Below are 25,606 nucleotides of genomic sequence, written 5' to 3'. Positions count from 1 at the left end.
GTTCCGACTCCGAGTAATTGTGATTCCCGTGATAGCGGTTCTCTTGTCTGCGGCGTCGGTAGCGCCGCAGACATCGCCGGCGGCCGGACGTGGGCTGGCCGTCGCCGATACGACGGTGGAGGACGCGCACAATCCGTTGGGTATTGACGAGCCCCGTCCCCGCTTGAGCTGGGTGTTGGAGTCCTCCGAGCGGGCGCAGTCGCAGAGTGGCTATCGGCTCCAGGTGGCGTCCACGGCGGACCAGTTGACCAGCGGTCGGCCGGACGTGTGGGACTCCGGTTGGGTGACATCGTCGCAGTCGGTCAACGTCGCCTATGCAGGTCCGGACCTGCAGTCTGGTGATCGATATTTCTGGCGGGTTCAGGTAGCCGACGGTGACGGTGATCGCTCGACGTGGAGCGACACGGCCTGGTGGGAGATGGGGTTGCTCGACGAGTCTGACTGGGAGGCCGAGTGGATCGGCACCCCAGAGGGGTCCACCAATCCGGCCGGGGCCTCCTGGATCTGGAATCCGGAGGGCGACCCAGCAAGCTCCGTGGCCGCCGGCACTCGCTACTTCCGCCGTACGGTGGAGTTGCCGGCACAACCTGTGAAGCGGGCAACGATGGTCCTGGCCGCGGATGATGCGTTTGTACTGCACGTCAATGGCACAGAGGCCGGACGCTCCCACTCGCGGGTTTTCGGCGGTCGCATGGCCATCGAGGTCGACCTCGATGGCCTACTGACCGCCGGATCCAACACTCTGGCGGTGTCGGCCCGCAACCGGTATGTCGGCCCGGCGGGCCTGGTTGCCAAACTCGAGGTCGAGCTGGCCGACGGCCAGCTCGTGGAGGTCATGACGGATTCGTCCTGGCGAGTGTCGAGGCAGGACGAATCGGGCTGGAACCGGCCCGGTTTCGACGACTCCGATTGGTCCGGCGCGCTCGAGGTCGCGGCCTACGGAGAAGGCCCGTGGCCGAACCAGGTCCGGCTTCGGCCGACCCATCCGCCGGCACCTCTGCTTCGCAAGGAGTTCGATGTCACCAAACGGGTCAGCCGAGCGCGGCTTTACGTGAGCGGGCTCGGATATGGCAAGTACTTCCTCAACGGTGAGCGGATCGGTGACCGGGTGCTCGATCCGGCGTTCACCGACTACAACAGGCGGGTGCTGTACTCGACGTACGACGTGACCAAACAGCTCAGGTCTGGTGCCAATGCGATCGGCGCCGAGCTAGGTCGAGGTCACCTCGGGTTCGTCGAGCCGGCCGGGGGTGCGGATTTCGTCGACGACACCAAGATGCTGCTGCAGCTCGAGGTCGAGTATGCCGACGGCACCACCCAGACGGTGGCCTCGGACGGGACTTGGAGGGTGACCGAGGGACCGACCGTCTACGACAACATCGCCACGGGCGAGACCTACGACGCCCGGCGGGAACAGCCGGGTTGGGCAACGCCCGGCTACGAGGAGACGGACTGGTCGAGCGCTGCGGTCCTCTCACCGCCGGCGCCGGTGGTGCGGGCGCAGTCGATGCCGCCGATCACGGCGACCGACATCGAGCCGGTGCGCATCACGGAGCCGAAACCCGGCATCCATGTGTTCGACCTGGGACGAACCACAGCTGGTTGGGCCCGGCTGTCGGTCTCCGGTCAGGCCGGCACCGAGATCCGGATGCTCTATGGCGAGGAACTGGATGACGACGGGACGGTGCGGAACCTCGGACACCACGATCCGGACCGTAGCGATGCGGCTGGACAGCTCGACATCTACACCCTCAGCGGCAAAGGCAGAGAGGTCTGGGAGCCCGGATTCAGCTACACCGGTTTCCAGTACGTCCAGGTTGAGGGCCTGCCCGAACCGCCCACCACCGACACCATCACGGGCCGGGAGGTGCACAACGCCGTCGACTCGGTCGGCGACTTCAAGTCCTCCAACGGCCTGTACGGTCAGATCCACGACGCGATGCGGGCCACCATCCTCAACAACCTGCAGAGCATGCCGACCGACAGTCCGACATTCGAGAGGCGCGGCTGGTCTGGGGACGCGCACGTAGCGCTACCGACGATGCTCTACAACTTCGACATGGCTGCCTTCTTCAAGAAGTGGCTGAACGACTTTGAGGACAACCAGGTCGATACCGCACAGAACAGAAGTGACGACCGCGAGCGAGGGCTCGGGCGGGTGACCGTCGTTGCTCCATGGCCGAACGACTCCCGCTCCACCAGCATCTCCGCTGCATGGACCGGGGTACTTCCCGCGATGGTGTGGTCTCTCTACACCAGCTACGGCGACCGCACCGTGCTCACCGAGCACTACGCGTTCCTCACCAGGTACATGGATTTCATGGAGACCCAGCTCGACAACGGGATCATGAGCGTCGAACAGTACGGCGATCACGCGTCACCGTTCGGGTCGAACCCCGAGGAGGATCGGCGACTCGTCGGCACCGCATACTTCTACAAGTCGGCCCGCGAAATGGAACGCATCGCCACCGCTCTGGATCGAACGACCGACGCAAGTCGCTACGGCACCATGGCCGACGACATTCGGGACCGTTTCCATGATGCCTTTTTCGACCAGGAGCACGGCTACTACGACACCTTCGAAGGAATCGAGTACAAGCAGACCTCCAATGCCGTGCCGCTTGCCTTCGACATGGTCCCAGAGGCGCACGAGGCGTCGGTCGTCCAGAGCCTGGTCGATGACATCGAAGCTCGCGGGTGGCATCTCAACACCGGCATCCTGGGCACCAGTGTGCTGCTGCCCGTGCTTTCTGAGCACGGCCACCACGACGTTGCGCATCGTCTCGCAAGCCAGACCACCGACCCCAGCTGGGGTCACTGGATCAAGAACGGAGCGACGACCATTCCGTCACGGTGGCCCATAAGGCCCGGTTCCAACAACCATTACATGCTGGGCACGGTTGACGAGTGGTTCTACAGCGACGTTGCCGGCATCTCCCCAGATCCGTCAGGTCCCGGCTACGAGAGATTCGTCGTCAAGCCACGTCTCGGTGAGCTCAGGCACGCCAATGCGACGTACAAGTCGATCCGCGGAGAGATCGAGGTCGCGTGGGAGCACGACGAGGACGCGTTTGCGCTGGGCGTCACCGTCCCCGTCAACTCCACGGCTACGGTCCATGTGCCCACTAGCGATAGCGACACCGTCACCGAAGGCGGCGGGCCGGCCGGCCGAGCTGAAGGCGTGACGTTCATCGAGACCCAGGGCGAGTACGCGATCTATGAAGTCGGCTCGGGCACCTACCAATTCGCTTCTGAGGTACGTCGATAGACCGGCGTGTTGCTCAGTGTCCTGAGTCGGAAGTTCGTTAGCGGTTGCGGGGTGGGGTGATGCCTGGTCCGAAGCCGCTGGTGCTGGAGTTGTCCGATCACGAACGCAGGGTGCTGCGGGGCTGGTTGAGGAAGCAGACGGAGTCTCAGGCGCTTGTGTTGCGGTCGAGGATCGTCGCTGGCGTGCGCGCAGGGTCGGCCGAATGCTCAGGTGGCGGAAGAGTTGGGGGTCTCGCGGGAGACGGTGCGCAAGCGGGGACGGGGCGGTGACTGTTGACCTCGACGGGGTGCTGCTGATCGCGCACTCGGACAAAGAGGACGCCGCTGCGACCTGGAAACGAACCACATCACCGCCGTCCAACTGGCCCTGGCTCAGCTCCCGAAAGCACTACCGGCGCGGTCGGCAGACCCTGATCCGCACCGACTCCGCGGGCGGCACCCATGACTTCGTCGCCTGGCTCGCCCGGCGCGGAGGATGGCTGTCCTACTCAGTCGGCATGGTGATCACCGATGCGATCCGCGAGCACGTGCTGAAGATTCCGGCCACTGCCTGGACTCCGGCCGTCGAGTCGGACGGCGAGATCCGCGATGGCGCCAAAGTCGCCGAGCTCACCGGCGACGTCCTGCCGGCTGGCCCAAGGAATGCGGCTGATCGCAAGAAAGGAACGTCCCCACCCCGGAGCCCAGTTGAGGTTCACCGACGCGGACGGCATGCGGCTGACCTGCTTCGCCAGCACCGCCGACCGGCCGATCGCCGAACTCGAACTCCGTCACCGGCTGCGGGCGAGGGCCGAGGACCGCATCCGCGCCGCCCGCGCCACCGGCCTGAGAAACCGTCCCCTGCACGCAACCGCCCAGAACCGCATCTGGCTGGAGATCGGGCAGATCGCGCTCGACCTGCTGGCCTGGATGCCGATGCTCGCACTGTCCGGCAAGGCCAGACGCGGGGAACCCCGCCGCCTGCGGCTCCACCTGTTCACCGCGGCGGAACAACTCGTGACCACCGGCCGCCGACGGATCCTCCGCCTGGCCCGCCACTGGCCCCTCACCAGCCACATCACCACCGCCCCCGACCGGCTCGCCCAACTGCCGGACACCGGCCGACCGACGGATCCCCCGTCCTTCGACGCCACCTCAATACCCGGAGCAGTGGAACCCGGCGCCACCCCGAGACGACACTCGGGCCCTCGCCCTACCCAACCTCAGCCGCCGACACGGCGACCTCAACGAGCAGTCGGCCGAGTTGCCCGCGGCCGTATGCCGCTCGTGAGACGTGAGCACCGCGCCCCGCTCAACCTCGACGCCTTTTCGACGCTGCCATGCAGAGCAAGCGTGGCCTTCCGACGTCGCCGGCGCCGTACAACGCCCCGTGCGGCGCCTCCAGTACGCAGGGCTCCGCACAGCCGTTCCCGACCCGGCCGACCGCGAGAACATCGCCCGCTGGTACCTTCCGTCGCACAGCGCATCCGTCACCAACCGCGCCGCCCGGCCTCAGCCGAGGTCCACGTCGAGACGGTCGATGTCGGTGACCGTCACCTCCAGGCCTGCCGCACGGCGGCCATGATCCTGGAAGTGGACGTGGCCAGCCCGGCGCCGAGGAGGGTGCGCAGCTCCAACTCGGCTGCCCCGCGATGGTCAAGTCCCGTCCAACTGCTCCAAACGGGCCAGCCACGTGGTCAGGAGGGTCCGCAGCTGGGCCGCCTCCTCGGGGGAGACTGCGTCGAGGAGGCCGCGCTCGTTGCGCATGTGGTCCGTGAAGGCCCGGTCGATCAGCTTGCGACCGGCCGATGTGAGGGCAACCACGCGGCCGCGGCCGTCGCTCGCCGAGCGGCGCCGGGTGACCAGCCCGTTGCGTTCCAGACGGTCGATCCGCTTGGTCATCGCGCCCGTTGTCACCATGGTGTGCGCAGCCAGCTCGCCGGGCGCCCGCTCGTACGGGTCCCCCGCCCGCCGCAAGGCCGCCAGCACGTCGAACTCGCCCTCGCTCAGCCCGTACTGGTCGTAGACGAGGCACAGCCGCCGGGTCAGCAGGGCACCCAGCCGGTGCAGCCGGCCGATCACCGCCTGCGGGGTGACGTCCAGGTCCGGGCGCTCCCGAGCCCACTCGGCCTGGATCCTGGCGACATGGTCCAGGGGCGCTGCGCTGTTCTCCTCCACAAGGGCCATGCTAGCGCACTAGCTTCCAGGGAAGGTATATTCGCTTCCATGGAAGCTACCTTGCGCTGGTCGGCGATCACGGCGATCGCACCGGTGGCGTGGGGCACGACGTACTACGTCACCGGGGAGTTCCTGCCGCCCGAACGACCGCTGTACGGCGCGGCGATACGGGCCCTGCCTGCCGGGCTACTGCTGCTCGCCGTGCGCCGGGCGCTCCCGCGCGGCTCCTGGTGGTGGCGGGCCCTGGTGCTCGGTGTGCTGAACATGGGCGGGTTCTTCGCCCTCGTCTACGTGGCCGCGCAGCGCCTGCCGACCAGCGTGGCCTCGACCGTCATGGCCACCGCCCCACTAGTGATGACGGTGCTGGCCTGGCCCCTGGTCCGCGAGCCGCCGCGGGCACGCCATCTGGCAGCGGCTGTGGCGGGCACGGCCGGCGTGTGCGTCATGCTGCTGACCGCGAGCGCGTCGATCGATCCCGTCGGCGTCCTCGCATCGGCGAGCGCCATGGCGATGTCCTCGTGCGGCTACCTCCTCGCCAAACGCTGGAGCGACGGCACCGACACCCTGGCCACGACGGCATGGCAGCTTGTGGCCGGCGGCCTGATCCTGCTCCCGGCGGCCGCGGCCTTCGAGGGCCGGCCACCGGCGCTCGATGCTCCGGCACTGCTCGGTTTCGGCTACGTCGCCCTCGTCGCCACAGCGCTGGCCTTCGCCGCCTGGTTCGCCGGCCTGCGCCGGCTGCCGGCGGCGACCGTCGGCCTGGTCGGCCTGCTCAACCCGGTCACCGGCGTACTGCTGGGCACCGCGGTCGCGGGCGAGATGCTGACCGGACGCCAACTAGCGGGGCTGGCACTGACCTTGGCGAGTGTGACCCTCGCCCGTCCCGCCACACGCCGAGCGGAGCGAGAGCGGACAGCCGACGCACCGCGGGCCACCTCTGCATGCCCTCCAGGATCAAGGACAGCAGGCGGTTGATGTGGTCGACGACCAGGCGCAGTCAGGTCTTCAGCGCCTCGAACGCCGGCTGGTTGGTGCAGGTTTCCCCGGCGGCCGCACGTACTCGGCGCAACCGGTCGTCGTACACGGCCGCGATCAGCGCTTGACGCCTCGGGAAGTGTCGGCGGAGCGTCGCGTTGCCGACACCGGCGGGCGCGAGCGATCTCGTCCAGTGAGGCGGCACCCACACAGGCGACCTCTTCGGGAGCCACCCACCGGCCGACACTTCGAGATCGCCTCGCGGACAGGCCCGCGTGTCGGGACGGTCTGCCCCTCGAACACCGGATGACCGCAGAGCCCATCTGACCATGGACCGGCCCCGGCATCGGTGCACTTGACCGTCGGCACCGGTCCTCACAGCCGCCGTTCCCCCGCGGGAGACGCACATCGGCGGCCCCAACGCCTTCGTTGAGTACGGCTCCCCGCTCCTCGTGGACCTCGGCCGGAAGGTCGGCGGTCTCGTAGGTGTGGGAGCACGACTTGGGGTTACCGGCGAACTGGATACTTTGGTTCCGCATAGGTGAATTCCCATTCACCTGATACGGTGAATGGAAATTCACCGTATCGTGTCGACTCGCCGGAGAGCGCGTAAATGACGGAACCCGCCCCGATACCCGGCCTGCGGGGTCGGTTCACCATCCCGTCACTGGCCTTCGGCGGGATCCTGATGGCGGTCATGCAGACCGTCGTCGTACCGCTCCTTCCGGACCTGCCGAGGCTTACCGGCGCCTCGGCCGGAACGGTGTCCTGGACGGTGACCGCGACACTGCTCGCCGGCGCCGTACTCACTCCGGTGCTCGGCCGGGCCGGCGACATGTACGGCAAGAAGCGGGTGCTCATCTCGGCGCTGACGCTGATGACGGTCGGGTCGGTGATGTGCGCGGTCTCCTCCGATATCACCGTGATCATCACGGCCCGTGCGCTCCAGGGTGCGGCGGCTGCCGTGGTACCGCTGTCGATCAGCATCCTGCGCGACGAACTGGCGCCGGAGCGCCGCGGATCGGCCGTCGCGATGATGAGCTCCACCGTCGGGATCGGTGCCGCCCTCGGCCTGCCGCTGGCTGCCCTGGTGATCCAGTACGCCGACTGGCATGTGATGTTCTGGCTGACCAGCGCCCTGGGCGCCCTGGGGGTCGCAGCCGTCGCCTGGGCGGTACGGGAGTCGCCGGTCCGCGAGCCGGGCCGCTTCGACGTCGTCGGTACCCTGGGGCTCGCCGCTGGTCTGGTGTGCCTGCTGCTGGGCGTGTCCCAGGGCGGGCAGTGGGGCTGGACCAGCGGCCGCATCCTCGTCCTCTTCCTCGCCGCCGTGGTGGTCCTGGCCCTGTGGTCGTGGCATCAGCTGCGCGCGAAGGCACCACTGGTGGATCTGCGACTCGCAACACGGCCGCGGGTCGGCCTGCCGCATGTGACCGCCCTGCTCACCGGCTTCGCGTTCTACGCCAACACCCTGGTGACGGCCCAGCTGGTGCAGGCGCCGGAGGCCACCGGCTACGGGCTCGAACTGTCCATCGTCGCCACCGGCCTGTGCCTGCTGCCCGGCGGTATCACCATGCTCCTGTTCTCGCCTGTCTCCGCCCGGATCTCCGAGGCCCGCGGGCCGCGCGTCACCCTGGCGCTGGGCGCTGCCGTCATCGCCTGCGGCTATGCGGTGCGCATCGCCGACAGCCGCGATCTGTGGATGATCATCGCGGGTGCAACGGTGGTCTCGACCGGCACCACCCTGGCCTACTCGGCGCTCCCCACCCTGATCCTGCGCGCCGTCCCGGCGGAGCAGACGGCCTCCGCCAATGGCGTCAACGTTCTGATGCGCACGATCGGCCAGGCCACGTCCAGCGCCGCCGTCGCAGCCATCCTGGTACACCACACCAGTGAAGTCGGCGGTGCCCAAGTCGCCACGCTGCACGGCTACCTGCTGACATTCACCATGGCCGGCGTAATCGCCCTCGTGGCATGCGCCGCGGCCCTGGTCATCCCGCGCGACGCGGCGGCGGCCAAACCGCCGCGCCAGACACGCCGCAGGGCCCCCGCCGCCGCCCCGGAGAGGACCGAGAAGGGAGCGTAAGGGCATGAGTACCCCCGCACCCGCCCCCCGGCGGGACGCCGAGACGAGCAAGCTCGCCATCCTCCGCGCGGCCCGGTACCTGCTGGCCCGGCGCCCGCACGCCGACATCACCCTGAAGGACGTTGCCGACCGCGCCGGGGTGAGCCCACCGCTGATCGTGAAGTACTTCGGCAACAAGAACGCCCTGTTCGCCGGAGTCATGTCCTTCGAAACCGACGCCAGTGCTCTGCTCGATGCCCCCCTCGGTGAGCTGGGTGCCCACATGGTCCGGCACATCCTCGAAGGCCAGCGCGAACGGGGTGTCGACCCGCTCCTGCGGATCGCATTCGCTCCGCTGCACGGCCAGGACGGCGATGTCCTGCGGGTGAACTTCCGTACCCAGGTGGTGGATCATCTCGCCCTCCGCCTGGCCGGCCCCGACGCCGGGTTGCGTGCCGAGCTGGCCGTGGCCCAGCTGGTGGGCCTGGGCGTGATGTACGGGATCGCGCGCGGCCCCGAGCTGCGCGCGGGGGTGATCGAGGACGTGGTGCGGCGGTTCGCCCCGACGGTGCAGATGCTGCTGACACCATGACGCTGTCAGACGGGCAGCGTTCCAGCCGGACCAGCACAGCCTTGCCTCGCGCCCGTCGCCGGAGCTCCCCAGATCGCACGCGAGACCGGGTCTCTCCGCCAGCAGCGGGCGCACCTGGTCCTCGTCGGCCGCGTTGTCGAGCACGGTGAGTACACGCCGGTGAGCCAGCAGATCCCGGTACCTCGTGGCCAATCGCGTCTGGTCGAGTCCAGCGAGTCGGCTGCCCATCACCCCCGGCAGCCGCAGGAAGCCTTCGAGGACGGCCGCCGGATCGGCGGGTGGCCGGTACGAAGGAGGACCGGCGGGACCCGGATCGGACCAGAAGGCAGGCGATTCCCCCAGCCGTGGCACCGGACCCGTCGTGTTCAGTCGCCGTCCCTCACCGTGAGTCCGACGGCGACGGCCTCCAGCAACCGGGTGAGTCGCGGTTCGAAGTCGAGGGCGACGTGCCCCCAGCGGGGGTTCTGGGCGTAGAGCTCGGCGAGGGTCGGTGTCGGGTGGGACACCTGCCACAAGTGCGCGGTGAGTCCGAGCGTCGCGCGACCTGCTCCTGGGCCTGTGGGGTCGTGAGGGTGCCGGAGGAGGTGGTGAGGGCGTCGACGATGCCGTCGTAGGCAGAAAAAGAGTTGGTCTTGAAGCGACGGGCCCGCTCGATGTCGACGTCGCCCTCAAGGCTGAGCGGCACGTGGGTGAGCAGGTCGCAGAAGAGGGGCTGGGCGGTGAGGGTCGTGGCCACGGCGGCGGCGGACTCGGCGGGTCAGGTTCCGGACGCCCGCCAGGGGGTCGGTGAGGCGGTCGCGCCACTGGTCCCACCCGCGTACCGCCAGCTCCAGCAGCAGCTCTTCCTTGCTGGCGAAGTAGCGCCGTACGGCGGACGGGAGCAGGCCGGCGGCCCCCGTCACGGCCGAGAGCGTCACGTGCCGTATCCCCCCGCGGGCGGGCGGTCGCGAGGGCACGCGCGGCGTCGAGGAGATCCTCGGAACGGCGGAGCTTGGCCTCCGGGGACCGTGCGCGACTGTGCATGAGCCTAAATCAACGCATGCTAGATGCGTTAAGGACGGGACGGTAGTAGCCGGATTTTACGCAATTAGATTGCGTAAAATCCCATCGAGATCCCGAAGACCTGTATGTACGCCGCCGTCGTCACGGATTCCGGCTCACCCGACACCTTCGAGCCGACCGAACTTCCCGGCCCCGTGCCCGGCCCCGGCCAGGTCACCATCGACGTCACCCACGCCGCGGTGGGGCTGATCGACGTCTACCTCAGACAGGGCCTGTACGAGGGCCAGGCGGGGCTGCCGTACGTGCCTGGCCTGGAAGTGGCCGGCACCGTCCGCGCGCTGGGCGAGGGAGTGGAGGGCCTGAGAGCCGGCGAACCGGTGGTGACCCTGTCGGGCACCGGGGCGGAGGGAGGCTACGCCTCCCTCGCGGTCGCGGACGCCGCGATGACCACGAGCCTCGACGGCCTGGAGGGAGCCGGCGTCGACCCCGCGCTCGCGGCCGTACCCAACGCCGCGACCGCCTACCTGGCGCTGCCCGAGGTGGCACACCTCAAGCCGGGCGAACACGTGCTGGTGCACGGCGCGCTGGCCGGCCTGGCGTCGGCCTTTCCGGGCCTGGCCCGCACCCTGGGCGTCGCCGGCGTGACCGGCACGGTGCGCGGCTCCTCGGTGGAGCGCGCGTGGGCCTCGGCCTTGCCCTACGACGAGGTTCTCGCCGCCGACGACGTCACCGAGGCGCTCGGCGACCGCTGCTTCGACGTCGTCGTGGACCCGGTCGGCGGCCAGGTCCGGACGGACAGCCTGAGCGTGCCGGCCCAGATGGGACGGATGCTGCTCGTGGGCAACGCCAGCGGCGACTGGGAGCACACGGTGCCCACCAAAACCGAGCAGCACTCCTATCGCCAGCGCCGCGGCCCCGAGATCTCCTACGGCGACCACGAGGCAGCGGCGCGCTATGGGGGCAGGGCTCCAGTCCCAGGGGGCCAGCACCTCGCCCGGACGGCCAGGGCGGCCGCTATCGGAACCGCTGAAGTGGGTGGTGTGCGGCCGGAGGCGCTGCGCAACGCGGACGCACGTCCCGACCGAATTGACAGGTTTTGCATACGGGGCGAACCTGGAATCAGACGCGCTGAACGGCCTCTCAGAAGTCCGCTTCGCAACCAGACTTGCGTTCACGTTCATCGACCACACCCACACCGACGACGGCGGTTCGTCAAGTGCCGGTATGCCCGCCGGTGAGACGGTCACTGACCGGATCGACACTCATCACTCGCTCAACAGCGCGGACCGCCGGCAGCCGTCGCGGGTCACCGAGGCACGACGGTGTCCCGCTCGACCGCCATGGGGTCCCCGTGGGCCGGTTCGCGGATACGGCGCGCGGCGTCGACGTACTCGCCGCCAACCTCCTGGCCTCGGTCGTGGAAGGGCCGGAGTAGGCAGACGACGCCACGATCCGGCTGTCCCGGATCAAGCACCAGGCGGCCCTCCCGGAGCACTCCTGATGGGCCGTGCCTGAACAGGCTCGGCCATCGTGCCGCATCTCTTCCCAGTCCGGCCCCGGACCATCGGTCACGCGAAGTTGCGCAACTGAAAGGACGGCGTCATGCCCGAGAAGAACGTCTACGGTGAGGACGTGAAGGCGGCCATCGAGAGGCCCGACACCTGCGATGGACCCAGCACCGACAACCTTGACGACCTTCCGGAGAGCGACTTCATCGGCTTCGCCGAGGACGACGCGGAGGCCGGCTCTCAAGCGACCGCCACCATCCCTTACGACCGTCCGGTCGCAGACTTCATCGACGAGCTCAGCGCGACGGGCCACGTCACCCACAAGTCGTACCGGAAGACGTCGGTCACGCTGCACCACAACGCTGGCCGGCTTTCGCACCAGGGTGTGCTCGACGTCTGGAAGGTACGTCCGGCTTCGGCTCATTTCGACGTGGACGCCGCCGGCGCCGTCGCTCAGTACGTCAAGGTGAACGAGTACGCCTGGGCCCTCGGCAACACGGCCGGCAACCAAAGCTCGATCAGCATCGAAATGGCGAACGCAACGCTGGCGCCCAACTGGACGGTCGGCGAGGCCACCTGGAAGAACGCCGCGCGTCTTGCCGGCTGGCTCTTCGCCAAGGTGATCGGTGAACGCCCCAGCAGGAGTAACCTCTTCTACCACCACCACTGGCGTGCGACCGTCTGCGCCGGCCCGTTCATGGACCAGATCTACGACGAGGTCCTCGCCGCGGTACAGGTGGCGTACGACCACTTCCGGGATGCACACCCCACCTTCCGGCCGGATACCGAGCCGACATCAGTCGAGCGCCAACGCTGACCAGTCGCGACGAACTAATGCCCCTGAGTCGGAAGTTCGTTAGCGGTTACAGGGTGGGGTGACGCCTGGTCCGAAGCCGCTGGTGCTGGAGTTGTCCGATCACGAACGCAGGGTGCTGCGGGGCTGGTTGAGGAAGCAGACGGCGTCTCAGGCGCTTGTGTTGCGGTCGAGGATCGTGCTGGCGTGCGCGCAGGGTCGGCCGAATGCTCAGGTGGCGGAAGAGTTGGGGGTCTCGCGGGAGACGGTGCGCAAGTGGCGGGCGCGGTTCGTCGCCGACCGTCTGGAGAGCTTGGTGGACAAGCCGCGTTCGGGGGCCCCGCGGAAGATCACGGACGACAAGGGCACCAAAGGAAAGATGGCCGGACGCGTCCCGCTGATCGAGGAGGTGCGCCCCATGGTGGCCCAGCGCCTCCTGACCGCCGGCTCCGATCCGGATGCCCGGCTGTTCACCCGGCCGCGGGGCGGCCGGATCACCACCGCCGTGCTGCGGGATGCCACCCACTGGGACGACGTGGTCACCAAGCTCGGCTACGAGCATCTCCGCCGGCACGATCTCCGCTACATCCGCCTCACATGGATGGCCGACGCCGGGGTCCCCCTGCACGTGCTGCGGATCCTCGCCGGGCACGGCTCACTGCTGACCACCCAGCGCTACCTGCATCCCGACCTCCAGGCCCTGACGCGGGCGGGGCAGTCACTCAGTGCCCACCTGTCGGGTGCGCCGCCCGCCTCGAAGGGGCTCGCGGCCACACTCCGGGCCTTGCAGGAACCACACAATTCGCTGCGAGATCAGAAGTGATCTTGGTCCCCAAGAAAACGCTCTGATCAGGGGTTCTTCCCGATCCGTGGTCCCCAAGTGGTCCCCAAGGGCCTGACGAAGCGTCAGACCGGCGGCATGTCAGTGAATCGCGAAAGGCCCTCTGATCTGGGATTTCTCCCGCTCAAAGGGCCTCTTCAGCACCGTCGGGACGGCGGGATTTGAACCCACGACCCCTTGACCCCCAGTCAAGTGCGCTACCAAACTGCGCCACGTCCCGGTGCCCGGACGACCTGGGGTTTCGCCCCGGCCGATCGCGCACGAGAACCATACCGCATCCACCCCCTGGTCCTGCAAAGCCGATTACCCCGCCCGTCTCCCGGGGTCAGAAGAGCCAGAGGGCCGTGATCGCGGTGTTGTGGACGGTGTGGGCGACGATGCAGGGGACGAGTGAGCGGCGCCAGAGGAGCAGGGACGTGGTGACCGCTGCCAGGAAGGCGGCGAAGATCAGGTTGACGGGGCCGCCCAGCTCGTGGCCTGCGGTGAAGACGAGGGCGGAGAGGGTTGCGGCGGCGGTGAAGGTGGTGCGGCGCAGGAAGGGGGCCGGGATCGTCTCGCGGGCTCCGGGGGTGGCGAGGAAGGTCAGGAGGAGCAGGAGAGGGGCGCGGAAGAGGAGTTCCTCGTGGAGGGGGGCTGAGAGGGCGCCGTCGAGCAGGTGGACGGTGGTGGAGGTGCCGGCCACGGCGGTGTGGCGGGGGTCCTCCGACGCGGGGGTGGACGACAGGGCGGGGATACGGACGAGGAGTTCGGCGGCGGCCAGGCACAGGGCGCCCGCGCCGAGGCCGGCGGCCAGGCTCACGGCGGCCGTACGGGCGGTGCCGGGGCGTAGGCCCAGCGCTGTGATCAGGCGGGCGGCGGCGGCTTTCACGGACGCGCGGGAGCCGGCGAGGAAGGCGGCGGCGAGGGTGAAGGCGGCGGCCAGGCCGAGGGCCGGGCCGATGTCGTGGGTGGTGAACTTCCACGCCTCGTAGCCGGGGAGCAACGTGAGGCTGATGGGGATCAGCATCGCGGTGCACGTCAGCGCCACCCACAGGAAGGTCACCGACAGCACCCGCAGCACCCCCGGATCGAGGTCCAGGCGGCGTATGAGCGCTGCTGTGCGGGTGGTCACGCGGGCGAGCTCCAGCGGTCGGCACCGTGCGGGGACGGGTCAACCGTAGGGACGGGCCCGGGGCGGGACCACGGTCTTAGGTCCCGAAGTCCCCCGCCGCTACTCCAGGCGCGCCACCCTGCCCTGCTCCCCCGCCGCCCAGCAGCCGAGGTCGGCGGTGCAGTCGACTGTGTCGTACGAACCGGAGTCGAAGCCGTGCCAGGTGCGCCCTGCGTCGAAGGTGACGTCCGAGCCCGTCTGGCCCACGGCCAGGGCCGCCGTGCGGCTGTGCGGCAGCCAGGTCACGCCCGAGCGGTAGCCGGGCGGCGGCTTGGCCGCATCCGTCCAGCTCGCGCCGCCGTCGCCGGTACGGGCCGCCGCGTCCGGCGACGGGTTGCCGGGCTGGAAGTCGCCGCCCACCGCGAGACCGTGGCGGGCGTCGCGGAAGGCGAGGGCGAAGACGCCCCGCGCCGGGTCGCCGGCCGGGATGCCGGACTCGGCCTCCGTCCACGTACGACCGCGGTCGGCGGAGTGCAGGACGCGCGCCGTCGCGCCGCCGCCGGTGGCGAACCAGGCGTCCGAGCGACCCGCGCTCACCAGGCACTGCCCGCTCGCCGCGAACGCCGCGTCGCCCTGCTGCGCCGGCGGCATGCCGTCGTCGGGCAGCACCTTCCAGGACCGGCCGCCGTCGGACGTCGAGAGGATGCGGAACCGGCCGTCCACCGGGTCGCTCAGCGCGAGTCCGTCGCGCCCGCCGGCGAAGAACGTGACGCAGTCGTAGAAGGCGCCGGGGTGGTCGTTGCGGAAGGTCTCGGTCCAGGTCGCGCCGGCGTCGTCGGTGCGGTAGATGCGGGAGTCCTCGCCCGGCCCGATGGACAGGACGACCGCGCTGCGCCGGCCCAGCGCCTCGATGTCGCGGAACTCCAGCGCCTCGGTGCCCGGCGGCGACACGTCCTGCCAGCTCCGGCCGCCGTCCGCCGTACGCAGCACCGTGCCGCCGGAGCCGGAGGCCCACGCGGTGTCGCGGCTGACCGCCGACAGCCCGCGCAGCCGCGCCTTGCTGCCGGTGTCCTTCAGCTCCCAGCCGGGCAGATACCGGCCGGCCGGCGTGCGGTCGGTACCGGTGCCGGTGTCCGTGTCGGCGTGCGCCGGGCCGCCGGTGAGGCCGAGGCCGGCGGCGAGCGCCGTCGCGCCGAGGCAGGCGACGGCTGTACGACTGAGAGTTCCCCGCAGCGTCATGGCGGAGGAAGGTAGCAGCCGCCGCACCGCTTGACGAGGGTGCCGCGACGGCCCGCGCGGGCTCGCCGCCGGGTCTCCGTCGGTCTCGTACGGAGCCCGTACGGAGTTCCCACGGAGCCCGTACGGGCCGGACTCACGCCTGCTCCGGCCACGCCTCCGGTGACGGGGACTGGCACGGGGCGTTGTCGAGGAGGCTGTTCACGGCGGCCGTCAGCGCGGCGCGTTCGCCGGCGGCCACCCCCGCGGCCATGGCGGCGATCCGGGCCGTCACCTCGGCGTGCGCGCGGCCCGCCAGTTCCTCCCCCGCCGCCGTCAGCGCGATCCGGCAGGCGCGGCCGTCGTCGGCGTCCGGGGTCCGGGCCACCAGGCCCCGCCGTTCGACGCGGTCCACCAGGCCGGTCAGCCCCGACTTGCCCAGACGCAGCCAGCGGCTCAGCTCGCTCATCCCCACCGCGCCGCTGCTGAGCGCGCACAGCAACTGGACCTGCTGCGGGGTGAGGCCGTGCCCGCGGCCGGCCTCGGCGAGGACGTGCTGCAGGGTGTGCGTGAGCCGTACCAGCGCGCTCGCCAGCCCGGCCGCGCCGGCGTCGACGGCCGATGCCGCCGGCTCCGCGCGCTCCGCCGTGGCCATGGCCGTCGCCGTCGCCGTCGACGCAGAGGCCGGTGCCGCCGTCCGCGCCGTCTGTTCGCTCGTCATGACACCTCCCGGGGACACGCCCAGTTTGACACTAGTTCGTGGCACGAAATAATCTGGTTCGCAGCACGAACCAATTTCCCTCCGCTGAGGACGCGCCATGCCCGACTACGGCCACGATCTCCGCTTCGGCATCAACCTCATCCCCTCCAGCCGGGACCCGGAGGCGACCGTCGCCCTCGCGCAGCTCTCCGAGCGCGCGGGCGCCGACCTGGTCACCTTCCAGGACCACCCGTACCAGCCCGCGTTCCTCGACACCTGGACGCTGCTCTCCTACGTCGCCGCCCGCACGGAGTCGGTCACCCTGTCCGGCAACGTCCACCCGCTCCCCCTGCGCCCGCCGGCCCTGCTGGCACGCAGCGCTGCGAGCCTGGACCTGCTCAGCGGCGGCCGGTTCGAGCTGGCGCTCGGCGCCGGCGGGTTCTGGGACGCCATCGCCGCGCTCGGCGGGCCGCGGCGCACGCCGGGCGAGGCCGTCGAGGCACTGGACGAGGGAATCCGGATCATCCGCGACACCTGGGACACCGACATCCGCGGCGGCATCCGCTTCGACGGGCAGCACTACCGGGTGCAGGGCGCCAAGCGCGGGCCGCGGCCGGCGCACGACATGCAGATCTGGCTCGGCGCTTACAAGCCGCGGATGCTGCGCCTCGTGGGCCGCGCGGCGGACGGGTGGCTGCCGTCGCTGCCGTACTTCGACTCGCCCGCCGCCCTCGCCGACGGCAACGCCGTGATCGACGAGGCGGCGGTGGCGGCGGGCCGGACGCCCCAGGACGTGCGGCGGCTGCTCAACCTCGGGGAGGAGCACCCGGCCGACCAGCTCGCGGAGTTCGCGCTCACGTACGGCACGAGCACCTTCCTGATCATGACCGGCGAGCCGCAGCAGATCGAGCGCTTCCTCGGCGAGGTCGCGCCGGCCGTGCGCGAGCTGGTCGCCGAGTCGCGTCACCCCGGGGCCTGACCGGTGCACGACGAGCGGGAGGGCACCCGGGTGCCGGCGCAGCGGGGTGGCGGAGGCGCGTACCACCGGACGGCGGACCGGGAGCGCCCGTCCACTTCGAGAGCAGCGCTCTGGAACGAGAGCACCCGCCCCACCGTGCCGGAGGCGCGTACGCCCCGCCCCGGCGAGGACGTCTCCGCGGGCCACCACCTCGTCGAGGTCCACGACCACGTACGCGGCGAGCTGGCGCGGCTGCGCGAGCTGGTCCTCCAGGTGGCCGACGGCGCCCTCACCGCCTCCACCGCCCGGTCGCACATCGCGACGATGACCCTGCGGCAGAACAACTGGTCCCTCGGCGCCCACTGCGCCGCCTACTGCCGGTTCGTCACCCTCCACCACACCACCGAGGACCGGCGGTTGTTCCCGGAGCTGCGCCGGTTCGACCCGCGGCTCGCACCCGTACTCGACCGGCTGTCGGAGGAGCACCTCGTCATCCACGATGTCCTGGAGCGCGTCGACCGCGCGCTGGTCGCCTTCGTCGCCGGCCCCGAGGGGACGGCGGAGCTGCGCGGTGCGGTCGACCTCCTCGCGGAGGCGCTGCTGTCGCACCTGTCGTACGAGGAGGACGAGCTGGTGGCGCCGCTGGGCCGGTTCATGGCCGGCGGCTGACCGGCCGCGGCCCAGACCTGTCCCGGCCGGGGCTCCCCTTCCGGCCGTCCCCGCGCCCGTCGCGGGGCGGATGTCAGCGGGGTGGGTGACGATGGGGGCATGCTGTTCGCCGACCTCGCCCGTACCTCGCGGGAGATCGCCGCCACCCGGGCCCGCTCGGAGAAGACCGCGCTGCTCGCCGCGCTCTTCCGCGAGGCCGAGCCCGCCGACGCGCCCCTGGTGGTCACGTATCTGGCGGGGCGGCTGCCGCAGCGCAGGACCGGCGTGGGCTGGAGCGCGCTCAAGGACGCGCCCGTGGCCGCGCGGCAGCCGGAGCTGACCGTGCGGGAGGTGCACGACGCGTTCGACGCCATCGCCGCCGTCTCCGGCAAGGGCGCCCAGGCCGAGCGGCGCCGGCTGCTGCACGAACTGCTGGGCGCCGCCACGACCGAGGAGCAGCGCTTCCTCGCCGGGCTGATCGGCGGCGAACTGCGGCAGGGCGCGCTGGAGGCGCTCGCGGCCGAGGGCCTGGCGGCCGCGGTGGAGGCCGACCCGGCGCGGGTGCGGCGCGCGGTGATGCTCGCCGGTTCCGTGGGCACGGTCGCCGAGGCGGTGCTCGCCCGCGGCCCGGAGGCGCTGGCGGACTTCAGGCTGTCGGTCGGCAGTCCCGTCCAGCCGATGCTGGCCCAGTCCGCGAAGGACGTGGACGAGGCGATCGGCCGGCTCGGGCCGTGCGCCGTGGAGGAGAAGCTCGACGGCATCCGGGTCCAGGTGCACCGGGACGGCGACGACGTACGGATCTACACCCGCACGCTCGACGAGATCACCGCCAGGCTCCCCGAGGTCGTCGCCGCCGCCCGCGAGCTGACGTCGGCGGAGGCCGTGCTCGACGGCGAGGTGATCGCCCTCGGGGAGGGCGGAGACCCCCGGCCGTTCCAGGAGGTCGCCGGCCGCGTGGGCTCCCGGGTCGACGTGGCGGGCAGGCAGCAGACGCTGCCGGTGTACCCGGTCTTCTTCGACCTGCTCGCCGTCGACGGCCGCGACCTGCTGACCGCGCCGATGCGCCAGCGCCACGCCGAGCTGGCCCGGATCACGCCGGAGCCGCGCCGCGTGCGCCGGATCGAGGTCGGCGACCCCGAGGACGCGGCACAGCGCGCGGCGGCGCGGGAGTTCGCCGCGGCGACGCTGGCGCGGGGCCACGAGGGCGTCGTCCTCAAGGCGCTGGACTCGGAGTACAGCGCGGGCCGCCGCGGCGCGGCCTGGCTGAAGGTCAAGCCGGTGCACACGCTGGATCTGGTGGTGCTGGCGGCGGAGTGGGGCCACGGGCGGCGTACGGGCCTGCTGTCCAACCTGCATCTGGGCGCGCGGCGCGAGGACGGCTCGTTCGCGATGCTCGGCAAGACGTTCAAGGGGATGACGGACGCGCTGCTGGCATGGCAGACGGAGCGGCTGCAGGAGCTGGCGGTGGCGCAGAAGGACTGGGGGGTGGTGGTGCGGCCGGATCTGGTGGTGGAGGTCGCGTTCGACGGGGTGCAGCGCTCGCCGCGCTATCCGGAAGGTGTGACGCTGCGGTTCGCGCGCGTGGTGCGGTACCGGGACGACAAGACGGCGGCGGAGGCGGACACGGTGGCGTCGGTCCTGGAACTCCTGCGCTGAGCGCGGCGGCGTGCGGGGCGGTGCTCCCCTGTCGTATGGGCCTGGCACGGGCCGCCACCCACAGCACTTCAACCGGTACGGCCCGCCGGCCCCGCCGCGCACGGCCCCGCGCCGAGCGGTGGCGCGGGGCGGGCGTTGCGGAGCCGACGGGTGTGCGGAGCCGGGGGCAGCGGCCCGCGCGACCGCCGACCCCGGCCCCGTACCGGAGCCGGGAGAGCCCGGCTCCGGCAGGCCCCGGCCACGCGCGCCGGCCCGCAGCAAGCGCCGGCGCGTGTCCCCTGCCCGGGGCGGATCGCGGTCAGTAGTGGATTTGTGCCCCTACCGCCCGGTGGTCGGAGTAGTCCATGTCCTGGTTGTCGCTGCCGGTCAGCTCCAGGTCGGCCGCGTCGCCCTCGTCGAAGGTCGGCACGACCGGGTGGCTCGTGCGCGGCGGCGCGCCGCTCGGGTTGCGGGCGAGGAGGAAGTCGATGCGGCGCGGCGTCGTCGTGTGGAGCGTCCACTTGTCGGCCAGGCAGTCCGGGATCGAGCCGCCCGCGTCGGCGCAGCCGGCGTAGACGGCGTCACGGAACCGGTGGGCGCCGCCGATGTCGCCGTTGGCGGCCTTGTACCAGGTGGTCCAGTTGTCCTGGCCGTTGGTGGTACTGGCGGAGTGGTTGGCGTCGCCGCCGGCGATGAAGAGGTCGGCGACGCCGTAGCCGTCCTCGGTCAGTTCGTTGCTCAGCTCCGCGGCGTTGGAGACGTTGCAGTACGTGCCGCCGTACGACTGCCGCGGCCAGTGGAAGGAGGCGGCGGTGACGGTCTTGCCGGAGCGCTTGTCGAGGAGGAGGGCCTTGACGCCCTTGGTCCGCGGCTGGTCGTTGTTCTCGCAGTTCGTCGAGCCGAGAGGGGTCTCGCGCTGCGCCTGCCACCGGTTGTCCGGGGAGGCCGACGTTTTCAGCGAGAGCCGGTCGGTGCGCCAGATGACGCCGTTGGTCTGCAGCTTCTTCCCGGCGCAGCCGTTGTCGACCGACTTGGGGGCGTCCTCGGCGAGGACGCCGGCGTAGCTCTCGCCGAAGTGCTCCTCCATCCGCGTCAGCAGCAGGTCGAGCTGCTCGCGGTTGCTGATCTGCTGGACGAGGTAGATGTCCGGCCGGTATTCCTGGAGCCGCATGTAGTACATGAGGTCGTGCCAGTCGCCGGGGCAGGACTCCGTCGTGGTCGGCAGGTTCTCCACGTTGGCGTCGTAGACCTGGAGGAACGACGGGTCGTTGTTCGCCACCGCCTGCGCGGCGGCCGTCGTCGGGCCCGCACCCGCGGCGTCCGCGGGCCCGGAGGCGGGCGCCGGCGACGCCAGGACGAAGGGCGCCGCCAGCGCGGCGACGCCCAGAAGCGTGCGGTACTGCCACGAGTTCATCTGCTGTCCCCCTGTGTTCCGGTCGTCAGGGCAGGATCACCCGGCGCGGCGCACGGGAGCCGGGGATTGCACCAGAACGCAAACAAGCGGGACGTCCCGGAACGCGCCGGACGGCCGGCGGCAGGGTTGCCATCGGGTGTTCCCCACCGGTAAAGATCCACGTGGTCGGGGCCTCGCCCGGACCGGTCACACCTTCGGTATGCGTCTCGCCCTCGTCTCCGAGTCCTTCCCGCCCGACGTCAACGGCGTCGCCCACTGCGCCCTGCAGACCGCGCGGCACCTGGTGCGCCGGGGCCACGACCCGCTCGTGATCGCGCCGGAGGCACCCGCCGCCGACGACGCGCCGTCGTGGGGTACGGACCTGGACGTCCCCTGCCCTGTCGTACGCATCCCCTCCGTCCCCCTGCCCGGCTACCACCAGGTCCGCGTCGCCCTCCCCACCCGGCGCCTTGCCCCGGTGCTCGCCCCGCACGGCGTCCCGCGGGTACGCCTGTGGGCCCGCGGCGTCGACGCGCGGCGCTTCCACCCGGGCCACCGCGACGAGGCGCTGCGCCGCGAACTCGCCCCGGGCGGCGAACTGCTCGTCGGCCACGTGGGCCGGCTGGCTCCGGAGAAGCACGTCGCCCTGCTGCGCGAGGTGTGCGCGGAGCACGGCGTACGGGTCGTCGTGACCGGCGACGGTCCCAGCGAGGCCGCGCTGCGTGCCGCCCTGCCGGGCGCGCACTTCACCGGCCGCCTCACCGGCGCCGCGCTGGCGCGGCTGTTCGCCTCGCTCGACGTCTTCGTGCACACGGGACCGTACGAGACCTTCTGCCAGACGGTGCAGGAGGCGATGGCCTGCGGTGTCCCGGTCGTCGCCCCGGCGTCCGGCGGCCCGCTGGACCTGGTCGCACACGAACGTACGGGCCTGCTGGTGCCGCCGCACGACGCGGAGGCGGTACGCGCCGCGGTGAACCGGCTCCGCGACCCGGCGCTGCGGACCCGCTACGGCACGGCGGCCCACTCGGCGGTGGAGCGGCGGAGCTGGGAACGTATCGGCGACGAACTCCTGGAGCACTACGGCGAGGTCCTGGCGGAAACCGCCACCCGGGCACGACGCCGGGCATTCCCGCAGCCCGCCACGGCCCCGGCGGTCTCCGCCCCGGCCACCGGACGGCGCGACATCCCGCTGCCGCCCCGGCCCCGCCGGAGGAACTCCGCGGCCCCGACCGCAACCGGAGCCGGGCGACGGCCCGTACGCCTCCGGCGCCCCCGCCCCGCAGCACCGGATCCCCGGCCCGGCGCCCTCCTCGCCCCTCTCGGCGACACCGCGCACCCCACCCCGCGCGGTGACACCGCCTCCGGCGCGGGCGGCACCCCGTGAGCCGGCCCCTGCGCATATTGCGCCTCGCGAACTTCGTCACCCCCGTCTCCGGCGGCCTCCGCACCGCCCTGCGCGAACTCGGCGCCGGCTACCGGGCGGCGGGCCACGAGCCCGTCCTCATCGTCCCCGGTGCCCGGTACGCGGACGCCCGTGAGGAGCAGGGCCGCGTCATCACCCTGCCCGGGCCGCGCGTGCCCGGCGCCGGCGGCTACCGGGTGCTCGCCGACCGGCGCCGTGTGGAGCGGCTGCTCGCCGCGCTCGCCCCGGACCGGCTGGAGGTCTCCGACCGCACCACCCTGCGCTGGACCGGCGGCTGGGCGCGCCGGGCGCGGGTGCCCGCGGTGATGGTGTCGCACGAGAGCGTGGATGGCCTGCTCGCCGTCTGGGGCGCCCCTGGGAGCGCGGCCCGCCGGGCCGCCGACCTGCTCAACGTCCGCACCGCGTACGCCTACCGCCGCGTCGTGTGCACGACGGACTGGGCGGCGCGGGAGTTCGAGCGGGTCGGCGCGCGGAACGTCGTCCGGGCCCCGCTCGGCGTCGATCTGGAGCGCTGCCACCCGGACCGGCGCAGCACCCTGCTGCGCGCGCGGTACGCACCGGAGCCGGGCACCGTACTGCTGCTGCTGTGCTCGCGGCTGCACCCGGAGAAGCGGCCGGGCCGCGCCCTGGACGCGCTCGCGGTGCTGCGCGGGCGGGGTGTGCCCGCGCGGCTGGTGGTCGCGGGCGACGGGCCGCTGCTGCGAGGGCTGCGGCAGCGGGCGCGCGCGGAGCGGCTGCCGGTGACGTTCCTGGGGCAGGTCTCGCACGCCCCGGCGCTGGCCGGGCTGCAGGCCACCGCCGACGTGGTGCTGGCCCCCGGGCCGGCGGAGACGTTCGGGCTGTCCGCGCTGGAGGCACTGGCCGCGGGCACCCCGGTGGTCGTCAGCGCCCGCTCCGCGCTGCCGGCCCTCGTCGGCACGGCGGGCACGGTCGCGAAGGACACGGGCCGGGCGTACGCGGACGGGGTGCAGCGGCTGCTCGCGCGCCCGGAGGACGAGCGGCGCGCGGCGGCGCGCCGGCGCGCGGAGGGATATACGTGGTCGGCGGCGACGGCCGCGTTCCTCGCGGCTCACGATGCTCCGTCGCCGCTACGGGCCGCACCCGGCGCGCCGCTCCCCACGGGGCGTGCGGGAAACGTGCCGGCCCCGGCGGCCGCCGACCGCACCACCGGCGCGGGTGGCGCGCCCCGTACGCCGGTCTCGCGCGACGCACGCGGGGCGGTCATCCCGGCCGCGGTCACCACGCACGCCTCGTGTGCCTCCGCGAGCGACCCCCGGGATCCGGCAGCGGACGCCGAGGCCGCCCGCGCCGCCTTCGACGTCCCCGTACCGCTCGACGGTCTCCGGCCCCTCGCCGGCTGAGACCACCCGCGGCCGGCGGGGGCCGGGCCCCAACCGCCCGTCCCCCTCCTCGACCGCTCCGCCTCCACGGACGCGGTCGACGTCTTCGGGTACTACTGACCAGTCACCCGTCCCTGCCGCCCCGCGGGACGTAAGCTGCCACTTCTTGGACACGTGATACGGGGCAGAGCATGCAACTGGGGGACAACGGGGCGGAAGCGCCTGGGCGGATACTCGCCGGGCGCTACCGGGTGGTGACGCAGCTCGGACGCGGGGGCATGGGCACCGTGTGGCGGGCTGTCGACGAGCGGCTGGGGCGCGAGGTCGCGGTCAAGGAACTGCGGGCGTTCAGCGATTCGGACGCGCGCGACCTCGCCGAGATGAGGCTGCGTACGGAACGGGAGGCGCGCGCCGCGGCGCGGGTGCGGCATCCGGGCGTCGTCGCCGTGCACGACGTGACGGAGCACGACGGCCGGCCCGTCATCGTGATGGAGCTGGTCGACGGCCCGTCGCTCGACGACGTGCTGCGCGAGCGCGGCGGCGTCACGCCGGCCGAGGCCGCGCAGATCGGACTGAAGGTGGCCGACGCGCTCGGCGCCGCGCACCGCGCGGGGGTGCTGCACCGGGACGTGAAGCCGGGCAACATCCTGCTGGAGCGCGGCGGCCGGGTCGTGCTCACCGACTTCGGCATCGCCGCCATGGAGGAGCCGGCCGACGGCAACAGCACGCATCTGACGCGCAGCGGCGAGCTCGTCGGCTCGCTCGACTACCTGGCGCCGGAGCGGGCGCGCGGCGAGCAGCCGGGGCCGCCCTCCGACCTGTGGTCGCTGGGCGCCACGCTGTACGCGGCGGTGGAGGGCATCTCGCCGTTCCGCCGTACGTCGACGTGGTCGACGATCACGGCGATCATCGTGGACCCGCTGCCGGAGCCGCGGCGGGCCGGGCCGCTCGCGCCCGTGCTGCAGGCGCTGATGGCCAAGGACCCGGGCGAGCGCGCCGACGTCGACCGGGCGCGCGCCCTGCTGGAGCCGATCGCCGGGACCGCGGGGCCGGCGGCGGCGCAGGGGCCGGACACGGTGCGGCTGGGCCGGGTGCCGGCGGCGCCGCCGCCCGGCGCGTACGGGCCACCGGCCGGTCTGGCGAGCGCCGGGCACGCCGCTGCGCAGGGGCAGTTCGGCCCGCCGCAGCTCGGGCCGCCGGGCACCGAGTCCCGTACCGCCGAGCAGACTGCGCCGCAGCGGCGCCGTGGCGGGCGCCGCTGGGTGCCGGTCGCCGCCGCCGCGGTGCTGATCGCCGGCGGCGGCGTGACGTACGCGCTCGCCGGCGGAGACGACGGCGAGCCGGCCGCGAGCGAGGAGACCGAGGAGCCCGCCGCCGAGGTCGTCTCGCCGTCGCCCGGGACGGACGGCGAGGACAAGAAGCAGGACGGCGAGGGCGAAAAGGGCGGAAAAGGCGAGAAGGACGGCGGGGACGAGAAGGGCGGGGGCGAGGTGGACGAGCCGGCCGCGGACGACAACGACTCCCCCGCCGAAGAGGAAGGCGCCACGGGCGCCGGCACCGGCGGTACGGACGGCGGTGGCGGCGACGGCGCGGGCGACGGATCCGGCGGCGGTGCCGGCTCGGACGGCGGGAGCAGCGGCGGAAGCGGTGGCGGCGACGCAGGCGGCGGCAGTACGTCGGGCGGCGACGCCACCGGCGGCGGCTCGGCCCCCGACCCGTCGTGCACGCCCATCGGCGGCGGGAAGTACAACTGCGAGGTGTGGCGTACCGCCTCGTCCTACGACTCGGCGCACCGCCCGGTCGGCACGCTCAACGCCGGCACCAACTACTTCTTCTGCCAGGAGAAGAAGGCCTACCGCGAGACGTCCGGCGAGTGGACGAACGTGTGGTGGGGCAAGACCGACGACGACTCGGGCAACGCCGGCGTGTGGGTCAGCGTCGTCTACGTCAAGGGCGGCGCCAACGACTCCCCCGTCCCGGGGTTGCCGGTGTGCTGAGATGATCGTG

Annotated in this window: 17 protein-coding genes, 1 tRNA gene and 6 pseudogenes; 15 read left to right on the top strand and 9 right to left on the bottom strand. The window is 72.0% G+C overall.

The window, feature by feature from the left end; all coding sequences use genetic code 11:
* The first annotated feature begins 28 nt into the window (after window positions 1-28).
* Both ABGA99_RS19885 and ABGA99_RS19880 read left to right on the top strand, forming a co-directional pair.
* Window positions 29-3,268, top strand: coding sequence for a family 78 glycoside hydrolase catalytic domain (locus ABGA99_RS19885; protein WP_347583093.1), 3,240 nt, complete (start codon window positions 29-31; stop codon window positions 3,266-3,268).
* 34 nt (window positions 3,269-3,302) lie between these two features.
* Window positions 3,303-4,368, top strand: a pseudogene (locus ABGA99_RS19880) (transposase); the annotation flags it as partial.
* 534 nt (window positions 4,369-4,902) lie between these two features.
* Here the strand turns inward: ABGA99_RS19880 and ABGA99_RS19875 are convergent.
* Window positions 4,903-5,433, bottom strand: a complete 531-nt coding sequence (locus ABGA99_RS19875; RefSeq protein WP_347579394.1) for a MarR family transcriptional regulator — start codon at window positions 5,431-5,433, stop codon at window positions 4,903-4,905.
* 39 nt (window positions 5,434-5,472) lie between these two features.
* Here ABGA99_RS19875 and ABGA99_RS19870 point away from each other — a divergent pair, with 39 nt between their 5' ends.
* The 3 genes from ABGA99_RS19870 (at window position 5,473) to ABGA99_RS19860 (ending at window position 9,053) form a co-directional block, all read left to right on the top strand.
* The gene (locus ABGA99_RS19870) at window positions 5,473-6,399 is read left to right on the top strand and encodes an EamA family transporter (protein ID WP_347583092.1); all 927 of its coding nucleotides are present in this window, start codon (window positions 5,473-5,475) and stop codon (window positions 6,397-6,399) included.
* A gap of 613 nt (window positions 6,400-7,012) precedes the next feature.
* A complete protein-coding gene (locus ABGA99_RS19865) occupies window positions 7,013-8,482 on the top strand; it encodes an MFS transporter (RefSeq protein ID WP_347579392.1) in 1,470 nt (489 codons plus the stop codon).
* Window positions 8,483-8,486: 4 nt separating this feature from the next.
* Window positions 8,487-9,053 carry a TetR family transcriptional regulator gene (locus ABGA99_RS19860; RefSeq protein WP_347579391.1) on the top strand — a complete coding sequence of 189 codons (567 nt, stop codon included), beginning with the start codon at window positions 8,487-8,489 and terminating at the stop codon, window positions 9,051-9,053.
* A 365-nt stretch (window positions 9,054-9,418) separates the two neighbouring features.
* Here the strand turns inward: ABGA99_RS19860 and ABGA99_RS19855 are convergent, their stop codons facing one another.
* The 3 genes and pseudogenes from ABGA99_RS19855 to ABGA99_RS19845 form a co-directional block, all read right to left on the bottom strand.
* Window positions 9,419-9,559, bottom strand: coding sequence for a hypothetical protein (locus ABGA99_RS19855; protein WP_347579390.1), 141 nt, complete (start codon window positions 9,557-9,559; stop codon window positions 9,419-9,421).
* A gap of 98 nt (window positions 9,560-9,657) precedes the next feature.
* Window positions 9,658-9,738: pseudogene (locus ABGA99_RS19850) on the bottom strand (hypothetical protein); the annotation flags it as partial.
* Window positions 9,722-9,955, bottom strand: a complete 234-nt coding sequence (locus tag ABGA99_RS19845) for a hypothetical protein (protein WP_347579435.1) — start codon at window positions 9,953-9,955, stop codon at window positions 9,722-9,724. The gene ABGA99_RS19845 and the pseudogene ABGA99_RS19850, both read right to left, overlap by 17 nt.
* 225 nt (window positions 9,956-10,180) lie before the next feature.
* Between ABGA99_RS19845 and ABGA99_RS19840 the strand changes: the two genes are divergently transcribed.
* From ABGA99_RS19840 to ABGA99_RS19825, 4 genes and pseudogenes are all read left to right on the top strand, one after another.
* Window positions 10,181-11,293 carry an alcohol dehydrogenase catalytic domain-containing protein gene (locus ABGA99_RS19840; RefSeq protein ID WP_347579389.1) on the top strand — a complete coding sequence of 371 codons (1,113 nt, stop codon included), beginning with the start codon at window positions 10,181-10,183 and terminating at the stop codon, window positions 11,291-11,293.
* Window positions 11,294-11,657: 364 nt separating this feature from the next.
* Window positions 11,658-12,380, top strand: coding sequence for an N-acetylmuramoyl-L-alanine amidase (locus tag ABGA99_RS19835; RefSeq protein ID WP_347579388.1), 723 nt, complete (start codon window positions 11,658-11,660; stop codon window positions 12,378-12,380).
* 58 nt (window positions 12,381-12,438) lie between these two features.
* A pseudogene (locus ABGA99_RS19830) lies at window positions 12,439-12,654 on the top strand (helix-turn-helix domain-containing protein); the annotation flags it as partial.
* 51 nt (window positions 12,655-12,705) lie between these two features.
* Window positions 12,706-13,179 (top strand): annotated as a pseudogene (locus tag ABGA99_RS19825) (tyrosine-type recombinase/integrase); the annotation flags it as partial.
* 164 nt (window positions 13,180-13,343) lie between these two features.
* On the opposite strand, the gene ABGA99_RS19820 reads toward ABGA99_RS19825, so the two are convergent.
* From ABGA99_RS19820 to ABGA99_RS19805, 4 genes are all read right to left on the bottom strand, one after another.
* Window positions 13,344-13,417: transfer RNA gene (locus tag ABGA99_RS19820), tRNA-Pro, on the bottom strand.
* 105 nt (window positions 13,418-13,522) lie between these two features.
* Entirely contained in the window at window positions 13,523-14,308 is a 786-nt protein-coding gene (locus ABGA99_RS19815; protein ID WP_347579387.1) for a CPBP family intramembrane glutamic endopeptidase, read from the bottom strand.
* Between the two features lie 99 nt (window positions 14,309-14,407).
* Window positions 14,408-15,526, bottom strand: coding sequence for an oxidoreductase (locus ABGA99_RS19810; RefSeq protein WP_347583091.1), 1,119 nt, complete (start codon window positions 15,524-15,526; stop codon window positions 14,408-14,410).
* A 133-nt stretch (window positions 15,527-15,659) separates the two neighbouring features.
* Window positions 15,660-16,223: a MarR family winged helix-turn-helix transcriptional regulator gene (locus ABGA99_RS19805; RefSeq protein WP_347583090.1), complete on the bottom strand. Its 564-nt coding sequence runs from the start codon at window positions 16,221-16,223 to the stop codon at window positions 15,660-15,662.
* A gap of 97 nt (window positions 16,224-16,320) precedes the next feature.
* Between ABGA99_RS19805 and ABGA99_RS19800 the strand changes: the two genes are divergently transcribed.
* From ABGA99_RS19800 to ABGA99_RS19790, 3 genes are all read left to right on the top strand, one after another.
* Window positions 16,321-17,181 carry an LLM class flavin-dependent oxidoreductase gene (locus ABGA99_RS19800; RefSeq protein ID WP_347583089.1) on the top strand — a complete coding sequence of 287 codons (861 nt, stop codon included), beginning with the start codon at window positions 16,321-16,323 and terminating at the stop codon, window positions 17,179-17,181.
* A gap of 3 nt (window positions 17,182-17,184) precedes the next feature.
* The gene (locus tag ABGA99_RS19795) at window positions 17,185-17,829 is read left to right on the top strand and encodes a hemerythrin domain-containing protein (protein WP_347583088.1); all 645 of its coding nucleotides are present in this window, start codon (window positions 17,185-17,187) and stop codon (window positions 17,827-17,829) included.
* 99 nt (window positions 17,830-17,928) lie between these two features.
* Window positions 17,929-19,464 carry an ATP-dependent DNA ligase gene (locus tag ABGA99_RS19790; RefSeq protein ID WP_347579382.1) on the top strand — a complete coding sequence of 512 codons (1,536 nt, stop codon included), beginning with the start codon at window positions 17,929-17,931 and terminating at the stop codon, window positions 19,462-19,464.
* Between the two features lie 298 nt (window positions 19,465-19,762).
* Here ABGA99_RS19790 and ABGA99_RS19785 read toward each other — a convergent pair whose 3' ends face one another.
* Window positions 19,763-20,857: a hypothetical protein gene (locus ABGA99_RS19785; protein WP_347579381.1), complete on the bottom strand. Its 1,095-nt coding sequence runs from the start codon at window positions 20,855-20,857 to the stop codon at window positions 19,763-19,765.
* A 199-nt stretch (window positions 20,858-21,056) separates the two neighbouring features.
* On the opposite strand from ABGA99_RS19785, the pseudogene ABGA99_RS19780 reads away from it, so the two are divergent.
* The 3 genes and pseudogenes from ABGA99_RS19780 to ABGA99_RS19770 all read left to right on the top strand — a co-directional run.
* Window positions 21,057-21,935 (top strand): annotated as a pseudogene (locus ABGA99_RS19780) (glycosyltransferase); the annotation flags it as partial.
* 281 nt (window positions 21,936-22,216) lie between these two features.
* Window positions 22,217-23,350, top strand: a pseudogene (locus ABGA99_RS19775) (glycosyltransferase); the annotation flags it as partial.
* 440 nt (window positions 23,351-23,790) lie between these two features.
* Window positions 23,791-25,596: a protein kinase gene (locus ABGA99_RS19770; RefSeq protein WP_347579380.1), complete on the top strand. Its 1,806-nt coding sequence runs from the start codon at window positions 23,791-23,793 to the stop codon at window positions 25,594-25,596.
* The last annotated feature ends 10 nt before the right edge of the window (window positions 25,597-25,606 follow it).

The sequence above is a fragment of the Streptomyces sp. B5E4 genome (genome assembly GCF_039871555.1).
Taxonomy (GTDB): Bacteria; Actinomycetota; Actinomycetes; order Streptomycetales; family Streptomycetaceae; genus Streptomyces.
The sequence above is the reverse complement of the archived record's forward strand: the minus strand, read 5'-3'. Positions and strand labels throughout refer to the sequence as shown.

Excerpts from the sequence above, each read along its gene's own strand:
- ABGA99_RS19840 (WP_347579389.1), top strand. The coding sequence starts at position 10,181 with ATGTACGCCGCCGTCGTCACGGATTCCGGCTCACCCGACACCTTCGAG.
- ABGA99_RS19835 (WP_347579388.1), top strand. The coding sequence starts at position 11,658 with ATGCCCGAGAAGAACGTCTACGGTGAGGACGTGAAGGCGGCCATCGAG.
- ABGA99_RS19800 (WP_347583089.1), top strand. The coding sequence starts at position 16,321 with ATGCCCGACTACGGCCACGATCTCCGCTTCGGCATCAACCTCATCCCC.
- ABGA99_RS19875 (WP_347579394.1), bottom strand. The coding sequence starts at position 5,433 with ATGGCCCTTGTGGAGGAGAACAGCGCAGCGCCCCTGGACCATGTCGCC.
- ABGA99_RS19785 (WP_347579381.1), bottom strand. The coding sequence starts at position 20,857 with ATGAACTCGTGGCAGTACCGCACGCTTCTGGGCGTCGCCGCGCTGGCG.
- ABGA99_RS19860 (WP_347579391.1), top strand. The coding sequence starts at position 8,487 with ATGAGTACCCCCGCACCCGCCCCCCGGCGGGACGCCGAGACGAGCAAG.
- ABGA99_RS19865 (WP_347579392.1), top strand. The coding sequence starts at position 7,013 with ATGACGGAACCCGCCCCGATACCCGGCCTGCGGGGTCGGTTCACCATC.
- ABGA99_RS19770 (WP_347579380.1), top strand. The coding sequence starts at position 23,791 with ATGCAACTGGGGGACAACGGGGCGGAAGCGCCTGGGCGGATACTCGCC.
- ABGA99_RS19810 (WP_347583091.1), bottom strand. The coding sequence starts at position 15,526 with ATGACGCTGCGGGGAACTCTCAGTCGTACAGCCGTCGCCTGCCTCGGC.
- ABGA99_RS19805 (WP_347583090.1), bottom strand. The coding sequence starts at position 16,223 with ATGACGAGCGAACAGACGGCGCGGACGGCGGCACCGGCCTCTGCGTCG.
- ABGA99_RS19870 (WP_347583092.1), top strand. The coding sequence starts at position 5,473 with ATGGAAGCTACCTTGCGCTGGTCGGCGATCACGGCGATCGCACCGGTG.
- ABGA99_RS19790 (WP_347579382.1), top strand. The coding sequence starts at position 17,929 with ATGCTGTTCGCCGACCTCGCCCGTACCTCGCGGGAGATCGCCGCCACC.